The organism is Nonomuraea coxensis DSM 45129 (genome assembly GCF_019397265.1).
GTDB lineage: Bacteria > Actinomycetota > Actinomycetes > Streptosporangiales > Streptosporangiaceae > Nonomuraea > Nonomuraea coxensis.
In genome coordinates this window covers 6,232,029-6,250,225 of sequence record NZ_CP068985.1, presented here as the reverse complement: position 1 = coordinate 6,250,225, position 18,197 = coordinate 6,232,029, and the positions used below count along the sequence as shown (strand labels likewise).

Below are 18,197 nucleotides of genomic sequence, written 5' to 3'. Positions count from 1 at the left end.
AGGTTCATCCCGCGAGGTCCCTCCGGATGGACGGGTGCCAGCGCAGCGCCCGGCGTTCGGTGGCGCGGGCGGCCACGTTGACGGTGACGCCGATCAGGCCGACCACGATGACCAGGGCGTACATGGAGGCCACGGCCCCAGAGGTCTGCGCGACCGCGATCTGCCTGCCGAGGCCGGGCGAGCCGATGATCAGCTCGCCGGTGATCTCCAGGATCAGCGCCACGGCCGCGCCCAGCCGGAAGCCGGTCATGACGTACGGCAGCGCGGTCGGCCAGGTCACCGTCCGCACCTGGGTGAGCGGGCGGAACCGGTAGGAGCGGGCGGTCTCGCGGGCGACCGGGTCCACGTCGCGGACGCCGTACAGGACCTGGAGCAGCACCTGCCAGAACGAGGCGTAGACCACGAGCAGCAACGTCGAGCGCATGTCGGTGCCGAACAGCAGCACCGCCAGCGGGATCAGCGCGACCGACGGGATCGGGCGCAGGAACTCGATCGTCGAGTTCAGCGCCGCGCGCAGCGGCGGGACGCCGCCGATCACCAGGCCGAGCGCCACTCCGGCGACCATGGCGATGGCGAGGCCGGTGGCCCAGCCGCGCAGCGTCTCCAGCAGCGACTGCCAGAACTCCGCCGTCGCGGCCTGCTCGGCGAGGGCCGCGGCCATGGCGCTGAAGGGCGGCAGGTACCGCCCGTCCACGAGCCCGGCCCTGGGCGCCAGCTCCACGATCCCGACCAGCCCGGCCAGACCGGCGAGGCCGAGCAGCCAGGCGGGCGGCGGGGAGCGGCGCCCCAGGGTCGCGGCCGTCACGGAACGAGCTCCGTGAGGTCGGGGGAGGAGGTGACGAGCCCGTCCTGCCTGGCCAGCTTCGCCAGCGTCTCCAGGGAGGCGCGGTCCACCTTCGTGGGGAACGTGGGGAGCGTGAGCGAGCCGGTCAGCCCGGCGTCGATCTTCGTGTACTTCAGCAGGACCTGGCGTACGGCGTCCGGGTTGTCGGTGGCGTACCGCAGGGACTTCAGCATGGCCGCGGTGAAGCGCTTGATCAGGTCGGCCTTGCCGGTCGCGGTCTGCTGGGAGGTGAAGTAGCCGGCGATGGCGAGGCTGGGCGCGGTGTCGACGTAGTTGGAGGCGACGACCCGGTCGCCGTTCTTGACGGCGGTGGCGAGGAACGGTTCGACGACCTGGACCGCGTCCACGTTGCCCTTGTCGAGGGCGGCGAGCATGTCGGGGAAGGCCAGCTCGGTGAAGGTGACGTTCTTGGCGTCGCCGCCGGCGGCCCTGATCGAGGCGCGCACCGTGGTGTCGTTGATGTTGTTGAGCGTGTTGACCGCGACCCGCTTGCCGGCGAGGTCGGCGGCGGACTTGATCGGGCTGCCGGCCTTGACGACCACCCCGCCGAAGTCCTGGCCCGCGACCCCGGTGGAGGCCACGCCCGGCGTGATGACTTTGATCGGCAGGCCCTTGGAGCGGGCGAGGATCAGCGAGGTGAAGTTGCTGAACCCGACGTCCACCTGGCCGCTGACGACGGCGGGGACGATGGCGGCGCCGCCCTGGGCGGTCACGATCTCCAGCTTGAGCCCTTCGGCGGCGAAGAAGCCCTGCTGCTCCCCGAGGTAGATCGGCGCCACGTCCAGGATGGGGATGACGCTGACCTTCACCGGGCTGAGCTCGCCGGAGGCGGAGGAGCCGGGCTCGGGGGAGGCGCTCTGCCCGCCGCCGCAGGCGGTGAGGGCGAGCAGGAGGACGCCGGCGGCGGCCAGGGCCGCGCGTGGTTTGATCACGGTCTCTCCAGGGAGTCGTACCAGGGGGTGTGGATTCGCGACGAGATTGTTGACAATATCGGCAACATCCGTGCACCACAACCCTGGGGCTGGCGAGCCAGGCGTGATTGTTGACAATATGGCCCACAGCTAGTGAGAGCCAATGAGGTGTTCCCGGCGTCCCGGGGCGCTCAGAGGGCGCCGCCGCAGCCCTCCGTCAGGCCCTTGACCGGGTCGTCGCCGTTCTCGGCCGGCTGCTGCTTCTTCTTCGGGGTCTTCTTCCCCGGGGTCGCCGACGGGGTGGCCGTCGCGCCGCTGTCGGCGTTCGCGGGAACGGCGGGGCCGGTGGCCACGACGGCCGGGCTCGCGGCCGAGGCGTCGCGGACAGCCTTGGTCGCGACGCTCCGGATCTTCTCCCAGTCGGGATAGCCCGTGTTGATCAGCGGCGGCACGAACTGCACGCTCGACACCTTGGCGTTCTTGACCTTGAGCGCCAGCGGCACCAGGTTCTTCAGCATCGAACGCGGGATGTCGGTCCTGATCAGCTCCTTCGTGGCCAGGGCGATGCGGTTGAAGCGGGTCAGCACCGTCGCCGGGTCCGCCTGCGTCAGCAGGGCGCCGAGCACGCACCGCTGGCGGCGCATCCGGGTGAAGTCGTCGCTGTTGGTGCGCGAGCGGGCGTACCACATCGCGTCCGCGCCCTTGAGCCGGCGCGTGCCGGCCTTGACCAGGCCCTCGTTGTAGCGGCCGAACACGACGTCCGTCTCGACCGTGACCGTGATGCCGCCGATGGCGTCGATGAGGCGGGCGAAGCCCCACATGTTGACCAGGGCGTACCAGTCGACCCGGAGGCCGAGGGTGTAGCCGATCGTGTCCATCAGGACCTTGGGGCCCTGGTGCTGCCTGCCGCCGAAGATCTCCGGGTGCGCGTCGGCGTACTCCCAGACGCTGTTGAGCAGGTCGCTCCGGCCGCCGCCCGGGTCGGGCGGCAGGCGGAAGCCGGCGGGGAAGCGCTCGGCCATCGGCGTGCCGGGACGGAAGCGGACGTCCTCCAGGTTGCGCGGCAGGCTGAACAGCACGGTGTTGCCGGTCTCCACGTCCACGCTGGCGAGGTTCATGCTGTCGGTGCGGACGCCCGTCCGGTTGTCGTCGGCGTCGCCGCCCAGCAGCAGGATGTTGACCCGCTTGCGCCCCGCCCACGGGTCCTCGGGCGAGGGCGGCGCGGTGACGGGGGAACCGGCGTCGGCGCCGATCCCGGTGCCCGGGTCGGCGCCGGCCTCCGCCGGCCCCTGGAAGATGTCGTTGATCGTCGCCTGCGCGGTCCACGCCAGGTTGCCGAGCGCGCCGAACGGCACCACGACGAGCACCGCCATGAGCCCCGCCAGCGTGCCGGTGAGGATCTGGCCGTGCTGCGGCAGCCGGCTGGGCCGCAGCACCACGAACGAGTGCACGATCAGCGCGAACCAGGCCACCCCGAGCGCCATCGTCCCGGCGATGACCGCCGTCATGGCGGTGTCGTCCATCAGCGTGCCGACCAGGTCGCCGGCGTCCACCGCGAGCCACACCCCGAGCCCGGCCAGCAGCAGCGCCGCGTAACAGGACAGCAGGACCAGGCCCGTCCTGCGCCGCCCCGTGCGCAGGTGCGCCGCGCCCGGCGCCAGCGCCGACAGCGCCAGCCAGCCGAGCACCGCGCCGGTGCTCACCGGTTCCTTTGCCCGCACGACATCCCCGTTTCCCCGTAAAGGTCTCCGTAGGCCACCGGACCGAGGCGGCAGCTTACGCACCGAAGACGAATGATGTCGTTATCGGCGGGTGAACACCAATGACCGAATAAGATTCGGTTCATGGCCTTCACCGAGATCGAGTACGACGTGGCCGACCGCGTGGCCACCCTGACATTGTCTCGCCCTGAGCGGCTGAATGCGTTCACCCACACCATGCGCGTCGAGCTCATCGAGGCGTTCGACCGGGCCGACGCCGACGACGGGGTCCGCGCGGTCGTGGTGACCGGCGCGGGCCGGGCCTTCTGCGCCGGGGCGGACCTCGGCGGGGGCGGCGGCACGTTCGGTCACCGGCAGCGCGGCGAGACGGTCGAAGGCGTGCCGCGCGACGGCGGCGGCACCGTGGCCCTGCGCATCGCCCGCTCGCTCAAGCCGGTCGTCGGCGCGATCAACGGCCCGGCCGTGGGCGTCGGCGTGACGATGACGCTGCCGATGGACGTGCGGCTGGCGGCCGAGTCGGCGCGCTTCGGGTTCGTCTTCGCCCGCCGCGGCATCGTCACCGAGGCCGCGTCGAGCTGGTTCCTGCCGCGGATCGTCGGCATCGCGCAGGCCATGGAGTGGGCGGCGACCGGCCGCGTCTTCCCCGCCGCCGAGGCGCTGGCGGGGCGGCTGGTGTCGCGGGTGCTGCCGGACGCGGAGCTGCTGCCGGCCGCGTACGCGCTGGCCCGGGAGATCGCCGGCAACACCTCGGCCGTCTCCGTCGCCGCGATCCGCCGCCTGATGTGGTCCGGGCTGTCGGCGAGCTCGCCGTGGGAGGCGCACGCCGCAGACTCGCGGCTCATGGCCGAGCTGGGCGGCGGGGCCGACTCGGTCGAAGGGGTGACCGCGTTCCTGGAGAAGCGGGCGGCCGACTTCCCGATGAAGGTCAGCGAGGACCTGCCGCCGGGTGTACCGTCCTGGCCCGACAATCCTTATGGTGTCTGACATGTATGACATCACCACTCTGCGGCTTCCCGACGACTTCGAGGGCGAGGTCGTCGCGACCCTGGTGGCGAGGACCGCGGGCACCGCGTCCCGCAGGGCGGTGCTCTACCTGCACGGCTTCACCGACTACTTCTTCCAGGACCACCTGGCCGAGCACTACGTCCAGCGCGGCATCGACTTCTACGCCCTCGACCTGCGCAAGTACGGCCGCTCCCTGCTCCCGCACCAGACCAGGGGCCTGGTCAGGAGCGTCACCGACTACTTCCCCGAGATCGACGAGGCCGTCCGCGTCATCCGGCGCGACCACGACGAGCTGACGGTGAACGCCCACTCCACCGGCGGCCTGGTCGCCGTCCTGTGGGCCGACCGGGTCCGTAGCCGGGGGCTCGTGCAGGGGCTCGCGCTCAACAGCCCGTTCTTCGACCTCAACGTGCCCGCGCCGCTGCGGATGGCCGCCGACCTGCTGAAGACGCCGCTGTCGTACACCCGCAGGCCGATCCCGCTGGGCGTCAGCACCGTCTACGGGCGGACGCTGCACCGCGACCACGGCGGCGAATGGGACTACGACCTGGAGCTGAAGCCGCTCGGCGGGTTCTCGGTGCACGCCATGTGGCTGGCCGCCATCCGGCGGGCCCAGCGCCGCCTGCACAAGGGGCTCGCGGTGGACGTGCCCGTGCTGGTGCTGGCCTCCTCGAACGGCCTGCGGGTACGCGACCTCGTCCCCGAGGCGCGCTCGGCCGACGTCGTGCTCGACCCCGCCCACATGGCCCGCTGGTCCACCTCGGTCGGGCCGCACGTCACCTGCGTACGCATCCAGGACGGCGTCCACGACCTGGTGCTGTCGGCCGAGCCCGTGCGCAAGCAGGTCTTCGCCGAGCTGGACCGCTGGATGAGCACCTATGTTCACCAGGGGGACGTTCATCAGGGGGACGTTCACCAGGGGAACGAGAAGAGGCCGTAGTAGGCCGCCGCCACCATCAGCAGGCCGGTGCCGCCCAGCACGCCCGCCACCGCGACGTGCTGCCAGCGGCCCGGCCGCATGCCCTCGCGCAGCGCCGACACCACCGCCGCGACCGCCGTGACCTCCTGGACGAGCATGAGCACGGCGAGGATGCGCACCACGAGCCAGCCGGCCAGCACCGCCGGCCAGGCGCCCGCCTGGTTGATCGAGAACAGCACCAGCAGCGTGATGAACGCGACCACCGACGCCAGCAGCCCCAGGCTGGTCCACGCGATCCTGACCAGGCGGCGCCGGATCGGCGGCCACAGCCGGGCGTTGGCCTCGGCGACGACCGACGGATGGCCGCGGCCCCGCAGCCGGACGACCACCGCGGCGACCGGCCCGGCCACGTAGCCGACGGCGGCTAAGCAGATCGTCAGGCCGAGCATCGTGCCGCCCGCGTACCAGGGGGCGGCGGGGACGTCGCTCGCCTCGAAGCGCTGCACCGGCGTCGCCCCCGCCAGGTGCGCGGCCGGTTTGGCGGTGGCCGGCAGGCCGACGATCCAGTTGCCGAGGGTCTCCAGGTAGCCCTCGGCGAACGGGCCGCCGCCGACCCGCATGGCGTGGTCGCCCTGGCCGATGAAGCGGATGGTGTAGGCGTCGTTGCCGGCCCGGCCCATCGCGGTGACGAGCGCCTTGGTGGACTCCACGAAGGGGATCGACGGGTCGGCCGTGCCGTAGAACGCGAGGACCGGCACCTTGATCCCGCTCAGGGCGGGCATCGCGTCGTAGCGCAGGAACGTGAAGCCGACCCCGCCCATCGCCCTGGTCAGCAGGTCACGCGCGCCGATGGGGGCGCGCAGCCGCAGCAGCTGCTCGTTCAGCGCCCAGGCGACCTGGCGCAGCGGGGAGACGTTCGGGGACGACACCAGCACCACGAACCCGACCGCCGCGCTCCTGGCCGCCGCGATCGGCGCCACCCAGCCGCCCTCGCTGACGCCCCAGATGCCGACCCGCGCCGGGTCCACCTCCGGCAGCGCGCGCAGGTACTCCACCATGCGCAGCGCGTCGTCGGCGAGCAGGCCGAAGTCGCGCTCGCGGAAGTCGTAGCCGATCGTGCGCTTGTCGAAGGCGATCGTCACCACGCCCGCCTTGGCCAGGAACTCCGCCTGTGGCGTGAACTCGGTGCGCGAGCCGTTGCCCGACCCCGACACGAACACCATCGCCGGATGCCGCCCCGGCGTCAGCGGCGTGCGCAGCGTCCCGTAGAGGCGCTGGCCCTCCGCGGCGACCGAGATCTCCTGCCGGCGGATCGCGGCCGTCGCCGCCGGCGGCTCCAGCTCGTGCCGCGGCTGCGCGGGGATCGCCTGGAACGCGGGGTCGGCCTTCAGCGGCGGCGGGTCGAAGGCGGGCGGGAGGACGTAGCCGACCGTCGCGAGCGCCACCAGCACCAGACCGGCGGCGATGCTCAAGGTGCCGCGGCCCGTGCGCATCGGCCTCCCCATGTGCGTTGGTTTGCCCGTGGATCTTCTAGCGTACTCCCGGCTGCTGGGACCAGAGGGGCCACATTTGTCGGTGGGAGCTGTTAGCTTCCTGCGACATGCGGATCCTGCACACCTCCGACTGGCACCTCGGGCGCGCCTTCCACCGCGAGAGCCTGCTCGCGGCGCAGGCCGCGTTCGTCGACCACCTGGTCGAGACGGTGCGGCAGGAGCGGGTCGACGTCGTGGCCGTGGCCGGCGACGTCTACGACAGGGCGCTGCCGCCCGTCGACGCGGTGGCCCTGCTCGACGAGGCGCTCGCCCGGCTGACCGGCGCCGGCGCGCGGGTGGTGCTCATCAGCGGCAACCACGACTCGGCGCTGCGGCTGCGGTTCGGGTCGGCGCTGTTCGAGTCCGCCGGGGTGCACGTGCGGTGCGCGCCCGAGCGGGCCTGGGAGCCGGTGCTCGTCGACGGCGTCGCCTTCTACGGCATCCCCTACCTGGAGCCGGAGCTGGTGCGGGCGCCGTGGGAGCTGCCCGACCGCAGCCACACGGCGGCGATCACGTACGCGATGGACCGCGTGCGCGCCGACGCGGCCCGCCACCGCGCCGCCGTCGTGCTGTCCCACTGCTTCGTCATCGGCGGGCAGGCCAGCGACAGCGAGCGCGACATCAGTGTGGGCGGGGTGGCGCACGTGCCGCTGGCCGCGTTCGACGGCGTCGACTACGTCGCGCTCGGCCACCTGCACGGCCGCCAGCGCATGTCCGAGACCGTGCGTTACTCGGGCTCGCCGCTCGCCTACTCCTTCTCCGAGGCGGGCCAGGTGAAGGGCTCGTGGCTGGTTACGCTGGGGCAGGGCGCCGAGTTCGTGCCCGCCCCCGTGCCCCGCCCCGTGGGGCGGTTGCGCGGCGAGCTGGAGCGGCTGCTGACCGATCCACGGCACGCCGCCGTCGAGGACCACTGGCTCCAGGTCACCCTCACCGACGCCGTGCGCCCCAAGGCGGCCATGGACCGGCTCCGCGCCCGCTTCCCGCACACCCTCGCCCTCTCCTTCGACCCGGCCGGAGCCGCCCCGGCCGCGCAGCCCGCGCGCGTGAGCGGGCGGCCCGAGGCCGAGGTCGCGCTCGACTTCGTCCGCGAGGTGCGCGGCGAGCCTGCCGCCCCCGAGGAGGAAGAGCTGCTAAGACAGGCCATCGAGGCGTCGAGGACGAAGGAGACGATGGCGTAGATGCGGCCTCACCGGCTGACGCTGACGGCGTTCGGCTCCTTCCCCGGCACCGAGACCGTCGACTTCGAGGCCCTGGCCGAGGCGGGCCTGTTCCTCATCCACGGCCCGACCGGCGCGGGCAAGACCACGATCCTCGACGCCCTGTGCTTCGCCCTCTACGGGCAGGTCCCCGGGCAGCGCAACAGCGCCCGCAGCCTGCGCTGCGACCACGCCCCGGCCGGCACCGGGCCGTCGGTCACCCTGGAGGCGACCATCCGGGGCCGCTTACTCCGCGTCCAGCGCTCCCCGGCGTGGCTGCGTCCCAAACTGCGGGGCAGCGGCGTCACGGAGGAGAAGTCCAAGGTCATCGTCTCCGAGCGGCGCGACGGCGCCTGGCACGGCCTCACCACCCGGCTGGACGAGGCCGGCGACCTGGTGGGCGGGCTGCTCGGCATGAACGCCGAGCAGTTCTGGCAGGTGGCGATGCTGCCGCAGGGCGACTTCGCCAAGTTCCTGCGCGCCGACGGCGAGGAGCGCGGCAAGCTGCTGGAGCGGCTGTTCACCGTCAAGGTGTTCACGGCGGCGGAGGGGTGGCTCGCCGAGCAGCGCAAACTGGCCTGGCGGGAGGCGCAGGAGCTGCGGCGGCAGGTGGACTTCGCCGTCGAGCGCGTCGAGGAGGCCACCCTCGACCCCCTGATCCCGCTGCCCGCCGCCCCCGAGGAGGCGCCCTCGCGCGACGACGATCCCCTGAGCTGGGCGGGGGCGCTGCTCGCCGCCGCCAGGGAGGTCGCCGCCCGCGCGGAGGAGGAGCACGAGGCCGCCACGCGGGCGGTGCGGGAGGCCCGCCTGCGCTTCGACCAGGCCGCCGCCCTGGCCGAGCGGCAGCGCAGGCACGCCGACGCGCTCGCCGCCCGCCGCGCGCTGGACGAACGCGCCGACGAGCGCGCCGACCTCCAGGCCGTCCTCGACGACGCCGCCCGCGCCGACCGGGTCATCCCGCTCGTCACCGCCGTACGCCAGCGCGAGGAGGCCGCCGCCAAGGCCCGCGCGCTGGCCGCCGACGCCCTCGCCCGCGCCCGCCCCCTCCTGCCCCCGTCCCCCTCGCCCCTGCCGAGGGAAGGGGGAGCCTCGGCGGACGCGCCGGCCGCGCTGGAGCGGGACCGGCGGGCCGAGATCGCACGCCTGTCGGAGCTGCTCACCGAGGAGGCCAGGCTCTCCGTCGTACGCCGTGACCTGCTCCGCGTCGAGGAGGAGCTGACCCGGCTGGTGGCCGAGGACGAGCGGGTCGCCGCCCGGCTGGCTGCCCTGCCCGCCCTGATCGAGGAGGCCGAGGCCGAGCTGGCCCGGTGCCGCGCCCACGCCGCGCGCATCCCGGCCGCCGAGGCCGTACGCGACGCGGCCACCGACCTCATCGGCGTCGACGGCGAGCTGGCCGGGCTGGCGGCGGAGCTGGAGACCCTGGAACGGCGCGAGGCGGAGGTGTCGGCCGCCGAGGCCGGGCTGCCCGCCCGCCTGGCCGAGGCGAGCGCCGCCCTGGAGGAGGTGCGCGCCCAGGCCGCGGCCGTCCCCGCCGCGTCCGCCGGGCTCGACGCCGCGCGGGCGGCACTGGAGTCCGTACGCCGCCGCGACGCCCTGGCCGCCGAGCTGGAGACCGCCACCGCCGCCCATCAGGTGCTGGTGGACCGCGCCCAGGCGCTCCGCGAACGCTGGCTCGACCTGCGTCAGGCCCGCATGGACGGGATGGCGGCCGAGCTGGCCCGCGACCTCGCCGACGGCCGCCCGTGCGCGGTCTGCGGCTCCGAGCACCATCCCGATCCGGCGTCCCCGGCCCCGAGCGCCCCGTCCGCCTACGACGAGCGGGCCGCCGAGGACGCCCACGAGAGCGCCCTGGCCGAGCGGGAGGCGTCCGAACGTCACCTCGCCTCCCTGGAGTCCCGGCACGCCGACGCAGTCGAGGCCACCGGCGACCTCGACCTGGGCACCGCCGCCGCCTCCGTGCTCCGGGCGGAGGAGGAGCTGTCCCGGCTGCGCGCGGCAGCCGGGCGCGAGGCCGCGCTGGCGGCGGCGCTGGAGCGGGTCGAGGCCGAGCGCGAGCGCGTACGTGACCAGGCGGCGGCGATCGCCGAGGAACTGGCCGCCCACCACGCCCACCGCACCCGCCTGGAAGCCGACCGCGCCCGCCTCCGCACCCGCCTGGAGACCGATCACGCCCGCCTCCGCACCCGCCTGGAGACCGATCACGCCCGCGCGTCCCTTGCGTCGGGCGGCGGCGCGGGGGCCCTCGCGGCCGAGGGCGCGGTGGCCGTGCTGGCGGAGGTCGAGGGGGAGCTGCGGCGGCTGCGGCGGGCGGCGGAGCTGGAGGAAGGGGCGGCGCGGGAGGTGGCGCGGCGGCGGGAGGAGTCGCGGGAGCAGGAGGAGCGGGCTCGCGTGGTCGCCGCGCGGGTGGCGGCGGGCCGCACCCGGCACGAGGAGCTGAGCGCCGACGCCGCCCGGCTGGCCGCGCGGCTGGACGCGGCGCGCGGCGGCGACGCGACGCTGACGGCCCGCCTGTCCCGGCTCGCCGACGAGGCCGAGCTGCTGCGCGAGGCGGCGGAGGCCGGCCGGGCCGCGCTCGCGGCCGACGACGAGCTGGCCAGGGCCAGGAGCCAGGCCCGGGAGGCGGCGGCCGAGGCCGGGTTCGCGGACGTCCCGGAGGCCGAGGCCGCCTACCGCGGCCCCGCCGAGCGGGAGCACAAGACGGAGGCCCTGCGGCGGCTGGACGATGAGCACGCCGCCGTCACCGCCGCCCTCGCCGATCCCGAGCTGGCCGCCGCCGCGGCCGAGCCCGCCCCCGACCTGGCCGGGGCCGCCGCCGCGCGGGAGGCGGCCGAGCAGGCGCACACGAGGCTGGCGAGCCTGCGCGACCGGGCCGCCGCCCGTGCCCGGCGGCTGGCGGAGCTGGAGGCCGAGCTTTCCGCGTGCGTCGAGCGCTGGCGTCCGGCGGCGGAGCGTCATCGCCTGGCCGAGCGCATGGCGGCCCTCGCCGGCGGCACCTCCGGCGACAACCGGTGGAGCATGAGCCTGTCGTCGTACGTGCTCGGCGAGCGGCTGCGCGCGGTCGTCGAGGCCGCCAACGAGCGGCTCGACCACATGTCGGCCGGCCGTTACCTGCTCCGGCACGACCTGGGCAAGACGGCGGGCTCGCGCGGCCGGTCGGGCGGCGGGCTGGGCCTGCGCGTGTCCGACGGCTGGACCGGCGTCGACCGTGACCCGGCGACCCTGTCGGGCGGCGAGAGCTTCATCACCTCGCTGGCCCTCGCGCTCGGCCTGGCCGACGTGGTCACCGCCGAGGCGGGCGGCGCGGAGATCGGCACGCTTTTCGTGGACGAGGGCTTCGGCACGCTGGACGAGGACACCCTCGACGGCGTTCTCGACATCCTCGACGGGCTCAGGGACGGCGGCCGGGCGGTCGGCATCGTCAGCCATGTCGCCGAGCTGCGGTCCCGGATCACCGCCCAGCTCAAGGTCACCAAGACCCGCGGAGGTTCGACGCTCGCCACCTCCGGGGTGGGATGATCAGCCGTGATCCACCACTATGCGGCGAAGGAGACACACTCATGCGCGTCGTCGTCACGGGGGCCCACGGCAAGGTGGGGCGGGCGGCCGTCCAGGCGTTGCTGGCGGCCGGTCACGAGGTGACCGCCTCCGATGTCACCCGCCCCGTCTGGGAGCGGGAGGATCCGGGCGCTCCCCGCTACCTCCAGGCCGACCTGACGGACGCCGGTCAGGCGTTCGCCGTGGCGCGCGAGGCCGAGGCGGTGGTGCACGCGGCGGCCATTCCCGACCCCACGCACAATCCGCCGCACGTGGTGTTCCAGAACAACGTCATGGCGACGTTCAACCTGGTCGAGGCGGCCGTGCGGTTCGGCGTGACCCGGTTCGTCAACATCTCCAGCGAGACGGTGCCCGGGTTCTTCTTCGCCGAGCGGCCGTTCCTGCCGGACTACGTGCCGGTGGACGAGGAGCACCCGATCAAGCCGCAGGACCCGTACGCGCTGTCGAAGCACGTCGGCGAGCAGCTCATGGACGCGGCCGTGCGCCGCTCCGACCTCAGGTGCATCTCCCTGCGGCCGAGCTGGGTGCAGCACGAGGGCAACTACGAGCGCAACCTCGGCCCGCAGGTGCGCGACGTCCGCCAGGCCGGGGCGGGGCTGTGGAGCTACACCGACGCCTACGACCTGGCGGACGCGATCGTCCTGGCCGTCGAGTCGGACCTGCCGGGGCACGAGGTGTTCTACATCGCCGCTCCCGACAACGCGGGAGGGCACGACTTCGCGTCGGCGCTGCGCGAGCACGTGAGCGAGACGATCGAGTTGAGGCCGCTCGCCCGTCCCGACGCCTCGGGCGTCTCCTGCGCCAAGGCCCACCGCCTGCTGGGCTGGACCCCGAAGCGGTCGTGGCGCGACTACCTGGACGACAACGGCCGCGCCCGCGTCCAGGAGGGCTGACGGCTCAGGCGGGGGTGGCGACGACCAGGCGGCACAGGTCCACGCTGACCGGCGTGGCCGCCGCCCGGCCGGCCACGGCGGGGAGGTCGGGCTGGCGCACGTGCTCGACCACTCGCAGCCCGTGACCGGCCAGCAGCGCGGTGATCGACTCGGGCGTGTGGAAGGTCAGCCAGGGCTCGCCGCGCTCGGCGGCGGCCGGCAGGGCGTAGCCGGCCATCTCCTCGCTCAGCGCGTCCCTGGCCTCGGGCGGCAGGGCGTACTCCATGACGAGCTCCGAGCCGGGCGCGAAGGCGGCGAACGCGGCGAGCGTGGCCGACACCGCCTCCGCCGTGAGATACATGCTGACGCCGAGCCAGCTCACGAACGCGGGCCGGCCGGACGCGAATCCCTCCGCGCCGAGCCGGGAACCCAGGTCGTCCTTCTCGAAATCCACGCCGACGAAGGTGAGAAATTCGGGAACGGTCATCCCGGCGTCGGCGAGGAGCCCTTTCTTCCATTCCTGGGTGGCCGGGTGGTCCACCTCGAAGACGCGGATTTCGCCGCCCGCCCGGCGGTAGGCGAAGGTGTCGAGACCGGCGCCGAGAATGACGTACCGGGGGAGGCCGGAGCCGAGCAGGCGGTCCTCGGCGTGCCGGCTGCGGGCGGTGACCTGCGCGCGGGTGCCGGACAGGATGAGATGGCCGCCGTGCAGCCGGTGGTAGCCGAGCAGCTCCCCGGCCCGTGCGCCGAGCAGCGGCGCGGCCAGCTGGTCGGTGAAGATGTGCGGGGGATCGTCGACCACGAGATGTGCGGCGCGCGCGGCGGCGGCCATCATCGCCGTCTGGCTGGGTTTCTCGCTGAACACGCGGCGATATTAGCCACGGCATTTATGGGAATGCAAACAGCATAACACATTAAAGTCAATTCCCGATAACAATTCGCGGTCGTGGGAAAAGCGTTCAGTCCAGGCGGGTGAGCAGTTCGGGGATGCCGGCCGGGTCGTGGAACAGCCGGGTGGCGCCCGCGCCGGTCAGGCGGGTGGCCGGGGTGAGCCCGCCCGCGTACGCCAGGCACCGCATGCCCGCGCTCACCGCCGCCATCACCCCGAACGGGCTGTCCTCCACCACGACGCACCGCTCGGGGTCGGCTCCCAGGGTGGCGGCGGCGTGCAGGAACAGATCGGGGGCCGGCTTGCCCTGCGGGACGTCCTCGGCGCTGAACACCCGGCCGGTGAACCGCTCCGCCAGCCCGGTGAGCTCCAGGCTGCGGCGGATCGCGCGGTGGCGGCCGTTGGAGGCCACGCAGCTCGGCACGTCGAGCCGGTCGAGCGCGGCCTCGATGCCCGCGATGACGCGCAGCTCTTCCGCGATCGCGGCCTCGTACTCGGCGTCGAGCCGTTCCCGCCAGCCGGGCGGGGTCTCGCCGACCTGCTCGGCCCAGAACTCGGTGGTGCAGCCCACGAAGCGCTCGGCGTACTCCGCCTCGTCGATCGACCAGCCCAGCCGTCGCAGCGCGGCGGTGCCCACGCGGACCGAGATGGGCTCGCTGTCCACCAACGTTCCGTCGCAGTCGAAGATGACCAGTTCGATACCCAAAGCGCCTTACCTCCCCATGGTTTTCGTTCCGACCCTACCGAGGAGCAGTGTTGACTAACTGATTTGCGGCGAGTCAGCCCGCATAGTTGGCGTCATGAAGACAGCCCCCCGGGAGGTCGTGACCGCCCCGAGCCGGTCCAGGATCGCCGTCGCCGCCCTCGCCGGCACCGCGATCGAGTTCTACGACTTCTACATCTACGGCACCGCCGCCGCGCTGGTGCTCAACACCGTGTTCTTCCCCGAGATGGACCAGGTGGCGGGCACCCTGGCGTCCTTCTCGACGTTCGCGGTGGCGTTCGTGTCACGGCCGCTCGGCTCGGCCTTGTTCGGCCACTGGGGCGACCGCGTCGGCCGCACGTCCATGCTCGTCGTGTCGCTGCTGGTGATGGGCCTGGCGACGGTGCTGATCGGGCTGCTGCCCGGCTACGCCGCCATCGGCGTCGCCGCGCCCGCGCTGCTGGTGCTGCTGCGCTTCGCCCAGGGCGTCGGCCTCGGCGGCGAGTGGGGCGGCGCCGCGCTGCTCGCCACCGAGCACGCGCCGCCCGGCCGGCGCGGCTGGTACGCGATGTTCCCGCAGCTCGGGCCGGCGGCGGGGTTCGTGGCGGCCAACGGGCTCTTCCTCGTCCTCGGCGAGGCGCTGAGCGAGGAGCAGTTCGGCGAGTGGGGGTGGCGGCTGCCGTTCGTGGCCTCTTTGCCGCTGGTGGCCGTCGGCCTGTGGGTCCGGCTCAGGATCGCCGAGACGCCGGTCTTCCGGGCCGCGATGGACGAGCGGCGCCTCGCCAGGGTGCCGTTCGCCGGGCTCGTGCGGCACCAGTGGCGGCGGGTGCTGCTCGGCGCCGGGGCCATGACGGTCGCGTACACGCTGTTCTACACCGCCACCACCTACTGCCTGTCGTACGGCACGGGCACGCTGGGGATCCCGCGCACCACCATGCTCGGCCTGACCATGGCCGGCGTCCTGTTCATGGCGGCGGGAACGATCGCCTCCTCCCTGGTGTCCGACCGACTCGGCCGCCGGCGCACGCTGATCATCGGGTGCGGGCCGGCGATCGTGTGGGGGCTGGTGATGTTCCCGCTCATGGAGACCCGGTCGGTGGCCCTCGTCGGCGTGGCGCTGGCGGGCACGCTCGGCCTCATGGGACTGGTCTTCGGCCCGATGGGCGGCTACCTGCCCGAGTTGTTCCGCACCGAACACCGTTACAGCGGCGCCTCCGTCGCCTACAGCCTCGGAGGGGTGCTCGGCGGCGCGGTGCCGCCGCTCGTCGCGACCGGCCTGCAGGCCGGCGGGCTCGGGACGGCGGCGGCCGGCGCGTACGTCTCCGCGACGGCCCTGCTGAGCCTGCTCTGCCTGCTCGCCCTGCCAGAGACCGGCGACCGGACCCTGTGAACCGCACCTGTGAGCCGCCCCTGTGAGCCGCCCCTGTCACATCCGGCGGCGCTGCCCCGTCCTCCTGGTGAGACCCGAGAGGAGTTGGGGACAGTGAGCAAGCACATCCTGATCGTCGGTGGCGGATATGTCGGCATGTACACCGCTCTGGGGCTGCGCAAGCTGATCCGTTCGGGAGAGGCGAGCGTCACCGTCGTGGACCCGCGCGGCTACATGACGTATCAGCCCTTCCTCGCCGAGGCGGCCGGCGGCGCGGTCGAGCCCCGCCACGTCGTCGCCCCCCTGGCCCCGGCGCTGCCCGGCGCGCGGGTGCTGACCGGTCACGTCACCCGGGTGGACCACGCGGCCAGGACCGCCGCGTTCCAGCCGGTCCAGGGGCCGGCCAGGACTCTTGCGTACGACATCCTCGTGATGGCGGCCGGCTCGGTCACCCGCCTGCTGCCCATCCCCGGGCTGGCCGAGCACGCCGTCGGCTTCAAGACCGTCGGCGAGGCCGTGCACCTGCGCAACCGCGTCCTCGCCCAGCTCGCCGCGGCCGTCTCGACCGACGACGAGCGGGTACGCCGCCGGGCGCTGACGTTCGTGGTGGCCGGCGGCGGGTTCTCGGGCGTGGAGGCGCTGGCCGAGATGCAGGGCCTGGCCGACGAGGCCGTCCGGCACCACGCCGGCGTCGAGCCCGCCGACCTGAGCTGGACCCTGGTCGAGGCCGGCGAGCGCATCCTGCCCGAACTCGACGCCTCGCTCGGCGAGTGGACCGCCCGCGCGCTGCGCGCCCGCGGCGTGGACGTCCGCGTCGGCGTCCGGCTTGTCTCGGCCGCGGGCGGCGTGGCCGAGCTGAGCGACGGCACCCGCCTGGACGCCGGCACGCTGGTCTGGGCCGCGGGCGGCCGGCCGAACCCCCTCGCCGCGGCCACCGGCCTGCCCGTGGACCGGCTCGGGCGGATCGCCGCCACCGAGTACCTGACGGTGGCCGGGGTGCCGGACGCGTTCGCGGCCGGCGACGGGGCCGCGGTGCCCGACCTGACCCGGCCGGGCGAGTTCACCGCCCCCAACGCCCAGCACGCGGTCCGGCAGGCCAAGCTGCTCGCCCGCAACGTGGTGGCCCACGTGCGGGGGCGGCGGATGCGGCCGTACCGGCACGCCTACCTCGGCTCGGTCGCCGGGCTCGGGCACCATCAGGGCGTCGCCCAGGTGTACCGGCTGCGGCTGACCGGGTTCCTGGGGTGGCTGGCGCACCGGGCGTACCACCTGGCGTGGGTGCCGACGTTCGGCAACAAGGCCCGGGTGCTGACCGACTGGGCGCTGTCGGCGCTCTTCCGCAGGGAGACCGTGCCGCTCCAGGCGATCGAGCACGCCGACGCCGACTTCCGCGCCGCCGCCGCTCTCGACCTGCCCCGGGCGGCCTGACCGCCTACTCCGTGAGGCCGGGGAAGAGCAGGGACAGCTCGCGCGGGTACGCGGCGATCAGGCGGAGCTCGTCGTCCGTGAGCGGCTTGCCGGTCATCGCGTTGCAGAGCTGGACCAGGCGGAAGGCCGGCTCCTCGTCCCCGGCGGCCACCTCGGCGCCGAGGCCGTCCATGACGTGCCGGAAGCCGGCCTTGCCGCCGTACTCGCCGGTCAGGACCACCCGCCCGGACCGGGCGTGCCAGTCCTGTGGGAACGGGCCGAGCGTCGCCTCGTCGTACAGCTCGTAGTTGCCGTGGTCCTTCAGCGCGCCGTCGGCGTGGATGCCCGACTCGTGCGCGAACGCGTTCCGCCCCGCCCCGACCTGGTTGTACGGCAGCGGCTGCCCGAACGCGTACGCCGCCCACAGCGCGAAGCGCCGCGCCCACGACAGGTCCAGGGCGTCGCCGATCTCGGCCTCCAGCCCGAAGCCGTGGCGGAAGGCCAGGATGGTGGACAGCAGGTCGGCGTTGCCGGAGCGCTCGCCGATGCCGTTCACGCAGGTGTTGATCCAGGCGTCCTGGCCGGCGTCGAGGTCGCCGAGCGCGCCGGAGACCGAGTTGGCCACGGCCAGGCCGAGATCGTTGTGGCAGTGCGTCTCGACGGGCATCGCGGCGGCGGAGGCGAGCTTGGCGAACCGCTCACGGATCCGGTCGGGCGTGTCGCCGCCGATCGTGTCGCAGTAGCGCACCCGGTCGGCCCCGGCCTCCTTCGCCGCCAGCGCGAACTCCAGCAGGAAGGCGTCGTCCGTCCGCGAGCCGTCCTCCGCGTTCACCCCGATGGTCAGCGCGCCCGCGGCCTTGGCCGCCCGCACGGCGGCGGTCATCTCCCTGATGATCGCTTCCCGGTCCAGCCGGCCGCGGAACTTGTTCTGGATCATGTAGTCGGACGTCGAGATGGACAGGTTGTAGTGCTTCAGGCCGAGCGGGGCGGCCCGCTCCACGTCCTGCGGCACGCCCCGGCACCAGCCGGACAGCCGCAGCTCCCCGAACGCGCCGGCCTCGGCGAGCGCGAGCTGCGCCCGTACGTACGGGACCTCGTGGAACAGGAACGGGAAACCGATCTCGGACTGCGCCACCCCGAGCCTGGCCAGATAGAAGTTGACCATGGTCTTGCCGAACTTCGACAGGCCGGTACGCGCGGTCTGCACGCCGTCCCGGTTGGTCACGTCGAGGAAGTGAACTTTGGGCATGCGCTCACGTTGACATGCTGGCTCA

The 18,197-nt window shown here is 73.8% G+C and carries 14 protein-coding genes; 7 read left to right on the top strand and 7 right to left on the bottom strand.

All coding sequences use genetic code 11. The annotated features are described in order from the left end of the window. Positions 1-4: 4 nt before the first annotated feature. The 3 genes from Nocox_RS29265 to Nocox_RS29255 all read right to left on the bottom strand — a co-directional run bounded on the left by Nocox_RS29265 (position 5) and on the right by Nocox_RS29255 (position 3,458). Positions 5-805 carry an ABC transporter permease gene (locus Nocox_RS29265; RefSeq protein ID WP_020540631.1) on the bottom strand — a complete coding sequence of 267 codons (801 nt, stop codon included), beginning with the start codon at positions 803-805 and terminating at the stop codon, positions 5-7. Then, positions 802-1,776 carry an ABC transporter substrate-binding protein gene (locus tag Nocox_RS29260; protein WP_020540630.1) on the bottom strand — a complete coding sequence of 325 codons (975 nt, stop codon included), beginning with the start codon at positions 1,774-1,776 and terminating at the stop codon, positions 802-804. The genes Nocox_RS29265 and Nocox_RS29260 overlap by 4 nt, the downstream gene beginning before the upstream one ends. A 170-nt stretch (positions 1,777-1,946) precedes the next feature. Then, positions 1,947-3,458, bottom strand: a complete 1,512-nt coding sequence (locus tag Nocox_RS29255; protein ID WP_020540629.1) for an LCP family protein — start codon at positions 3,456-3,458, stop codon at positions 1,947-1,949. A gap of 141 nt (positions 3,459-3,599) precedes the next feature. On the opposite strand from Nocox_RS29255, the gene Nocox_RS29250 reads away from it, so the two are divergent. Together Nocox_RS29250 and Nocox_RS29245 are read left to right on the top strand one after the other, a co-directional pair. Beyond that, positions 3,600-4,460 (top strand): enoyl-CoA hydratase-related protein, encoded by an 861-nt coding sequence (locus Nocox_RS29250; protein ID WP_020540628.1) that lies wholly within the window; start codon positions 3,600-3,602, stop codon positions 4,458-4,460. A 1-nt stretch (position 4,461) separates the two neighbouring features. Beyond that, positions 4,462-5,421, top strand: coding sequence for an alpha/beta hydrolase (locus Nocox_RS29245; protein ID WP_020540627.1), 960 nt, complete (start codon positions 4,462-4,464; stop codon positions 5,419-5,421). On the opposite strand, the gene Nocox_RS29240 is transcribed toward Nocox_RS29245, so the two are convergent. Further along, the gene (locus Nocox_RS29240; RefSeq protein WP_020540626.1) at positions 5,394-6,893 is read right to left on the bottom strand and encodes an alpha/beta hydrolase family protein; all 1,500 of its coding nucleotides are present in this window, start codon (positions 6,891-6,893) and stop codon (positions 5,394-5,396) included. The genes Nocox_RS29245 and Nocox_RS29240 overlap by 28 nt on opposite strands. Positions 6,894-7,000: 107 nt before the next feature. Here Nocox_RS29240 and Nocox_RS29235 point away from each other — a divergent pair, with 107 nt between their 5' ends. From Nocox_RS29235 to Nocox_RS29225, 3 genes are read left to right on the top strand one after another with little or no spacing between them, the layout of a single operon-like run. Continuing rightward, positions 7,001-8,110 (top strand): exonuclease SbcCD subunit D, encoded by a 1,110-nt coding sequence (locus Nocox_RS29235; RefSeq protein WP_020540625.1) that lies wholly within the window; start codon positions 7,001-7,003, stop codon positions 8,108-8,110. Next, positions 8,111-11,644 carry an AAA family ATPase gene (locus Nocox_RS29230; protein WP_020540624.1) on the top strand — a complete coding sequence of 1,178 codons (3,534 nt, stop codon included), beginning with the start codon at positions 8,111-8,113 and terminating at the stop codon, positions 11,642-11,644. A 41-nt stretch (positions 11,645-11,685) separates the two neighbouring features. After that, on the top strand, positions 11,686-12,576 hold the full coding sequence (locus Nocox_RS29225; protein ID WP_020540623.1) for an NAD-dependent epimerase/dehydratase family protein: 891 nt from the start codon (positions 11,686-11,688) through the stop codon (positions 12,574-12,576). Between the two features lie 4 nt (positions 12,577-12,580). On the opposite strand, the gene Nocox_RS29220 is transcribed toward Nocox_RS29225, so the two are convergent. Together Nocox_RS29220 and Nocox_RS29215 are read right to left on the bottom strand one after the other, a co-directional pair. Beyond that, the gene (locus Nocox_RS29220) at positions 12,581-13,420 is read right to left on the bottom strand and encodes a class I SAM-dependent methyltransferase (protein WP_020540622.1); all 840 of its coding nucleotides are present in this window, start codon (positions 13,418-13,420) and stop codon (positions 12,581-12,583) included. A gap of 94 nt (positions 13,421-13,514) precedes the next feature. Then, positions 13,515-14,150, bottom strand: coding sequence for an HAD family hydrolase (locus tag Nocox_RS29215; protein WP_020540621.1), 636 nt, complete (start codon positions 14,148-14,150; stop codon positions 13,515-13,517). A 94-nt stretch (positions 14,151-14,244) separates the two neighbouring features. Between Nocox_RS29215 and Nocox_RS29210 the strand changes: the two genes are divergently transcribed. Both Nocox_RS29210 and Nocox_RS29205 read left to right on the top strand, forming a co-directional pair. Continuing rightward, positions 14,245-15,537, top strand: coding sequence for an MFS transporter (locus tag Nocox_RS29210; protein ID WP_026213808.1), 1,293 nt, complete (start codon positions 14,245-14,247; stop codon positions 15,535-15,537). A 93-nt stretch (positions 15,538-15,630) separates the two neighbouring features. Continuing rightward, a complete protein-coding gene (locus tag Nocox_RS29205; RefSeq protein ID WP_020540619.1) occupies positions 15,631-16,944 on the top strand; it encodes an NAD(P)/FAD-dependent oxidoreductase in 1,314 nt (437 codons plus the stop codon). A gap of 4 nt (positions 16,945-16,948) precedes the next feature. Here Nocox_RS29205 and Nocox_RS29200 read toward each other — a convergent pair whose 3' ends face one another. Beyond that, positions 16,949-18,172 carry a LeuA family protein gene (locus tag Nocox_RS29200; RefSeq protein ID WP_020540618.1) on the bottom strand — a complete coding sequence of 408 codons (1,224 nt, stop codon included), beginning with the start codon at positions 18,170-18,172 and terminating at the stop codon, positions 16,949-16,951. Positions 18,173-18,197: the final 25 nt, after the last annotated feature.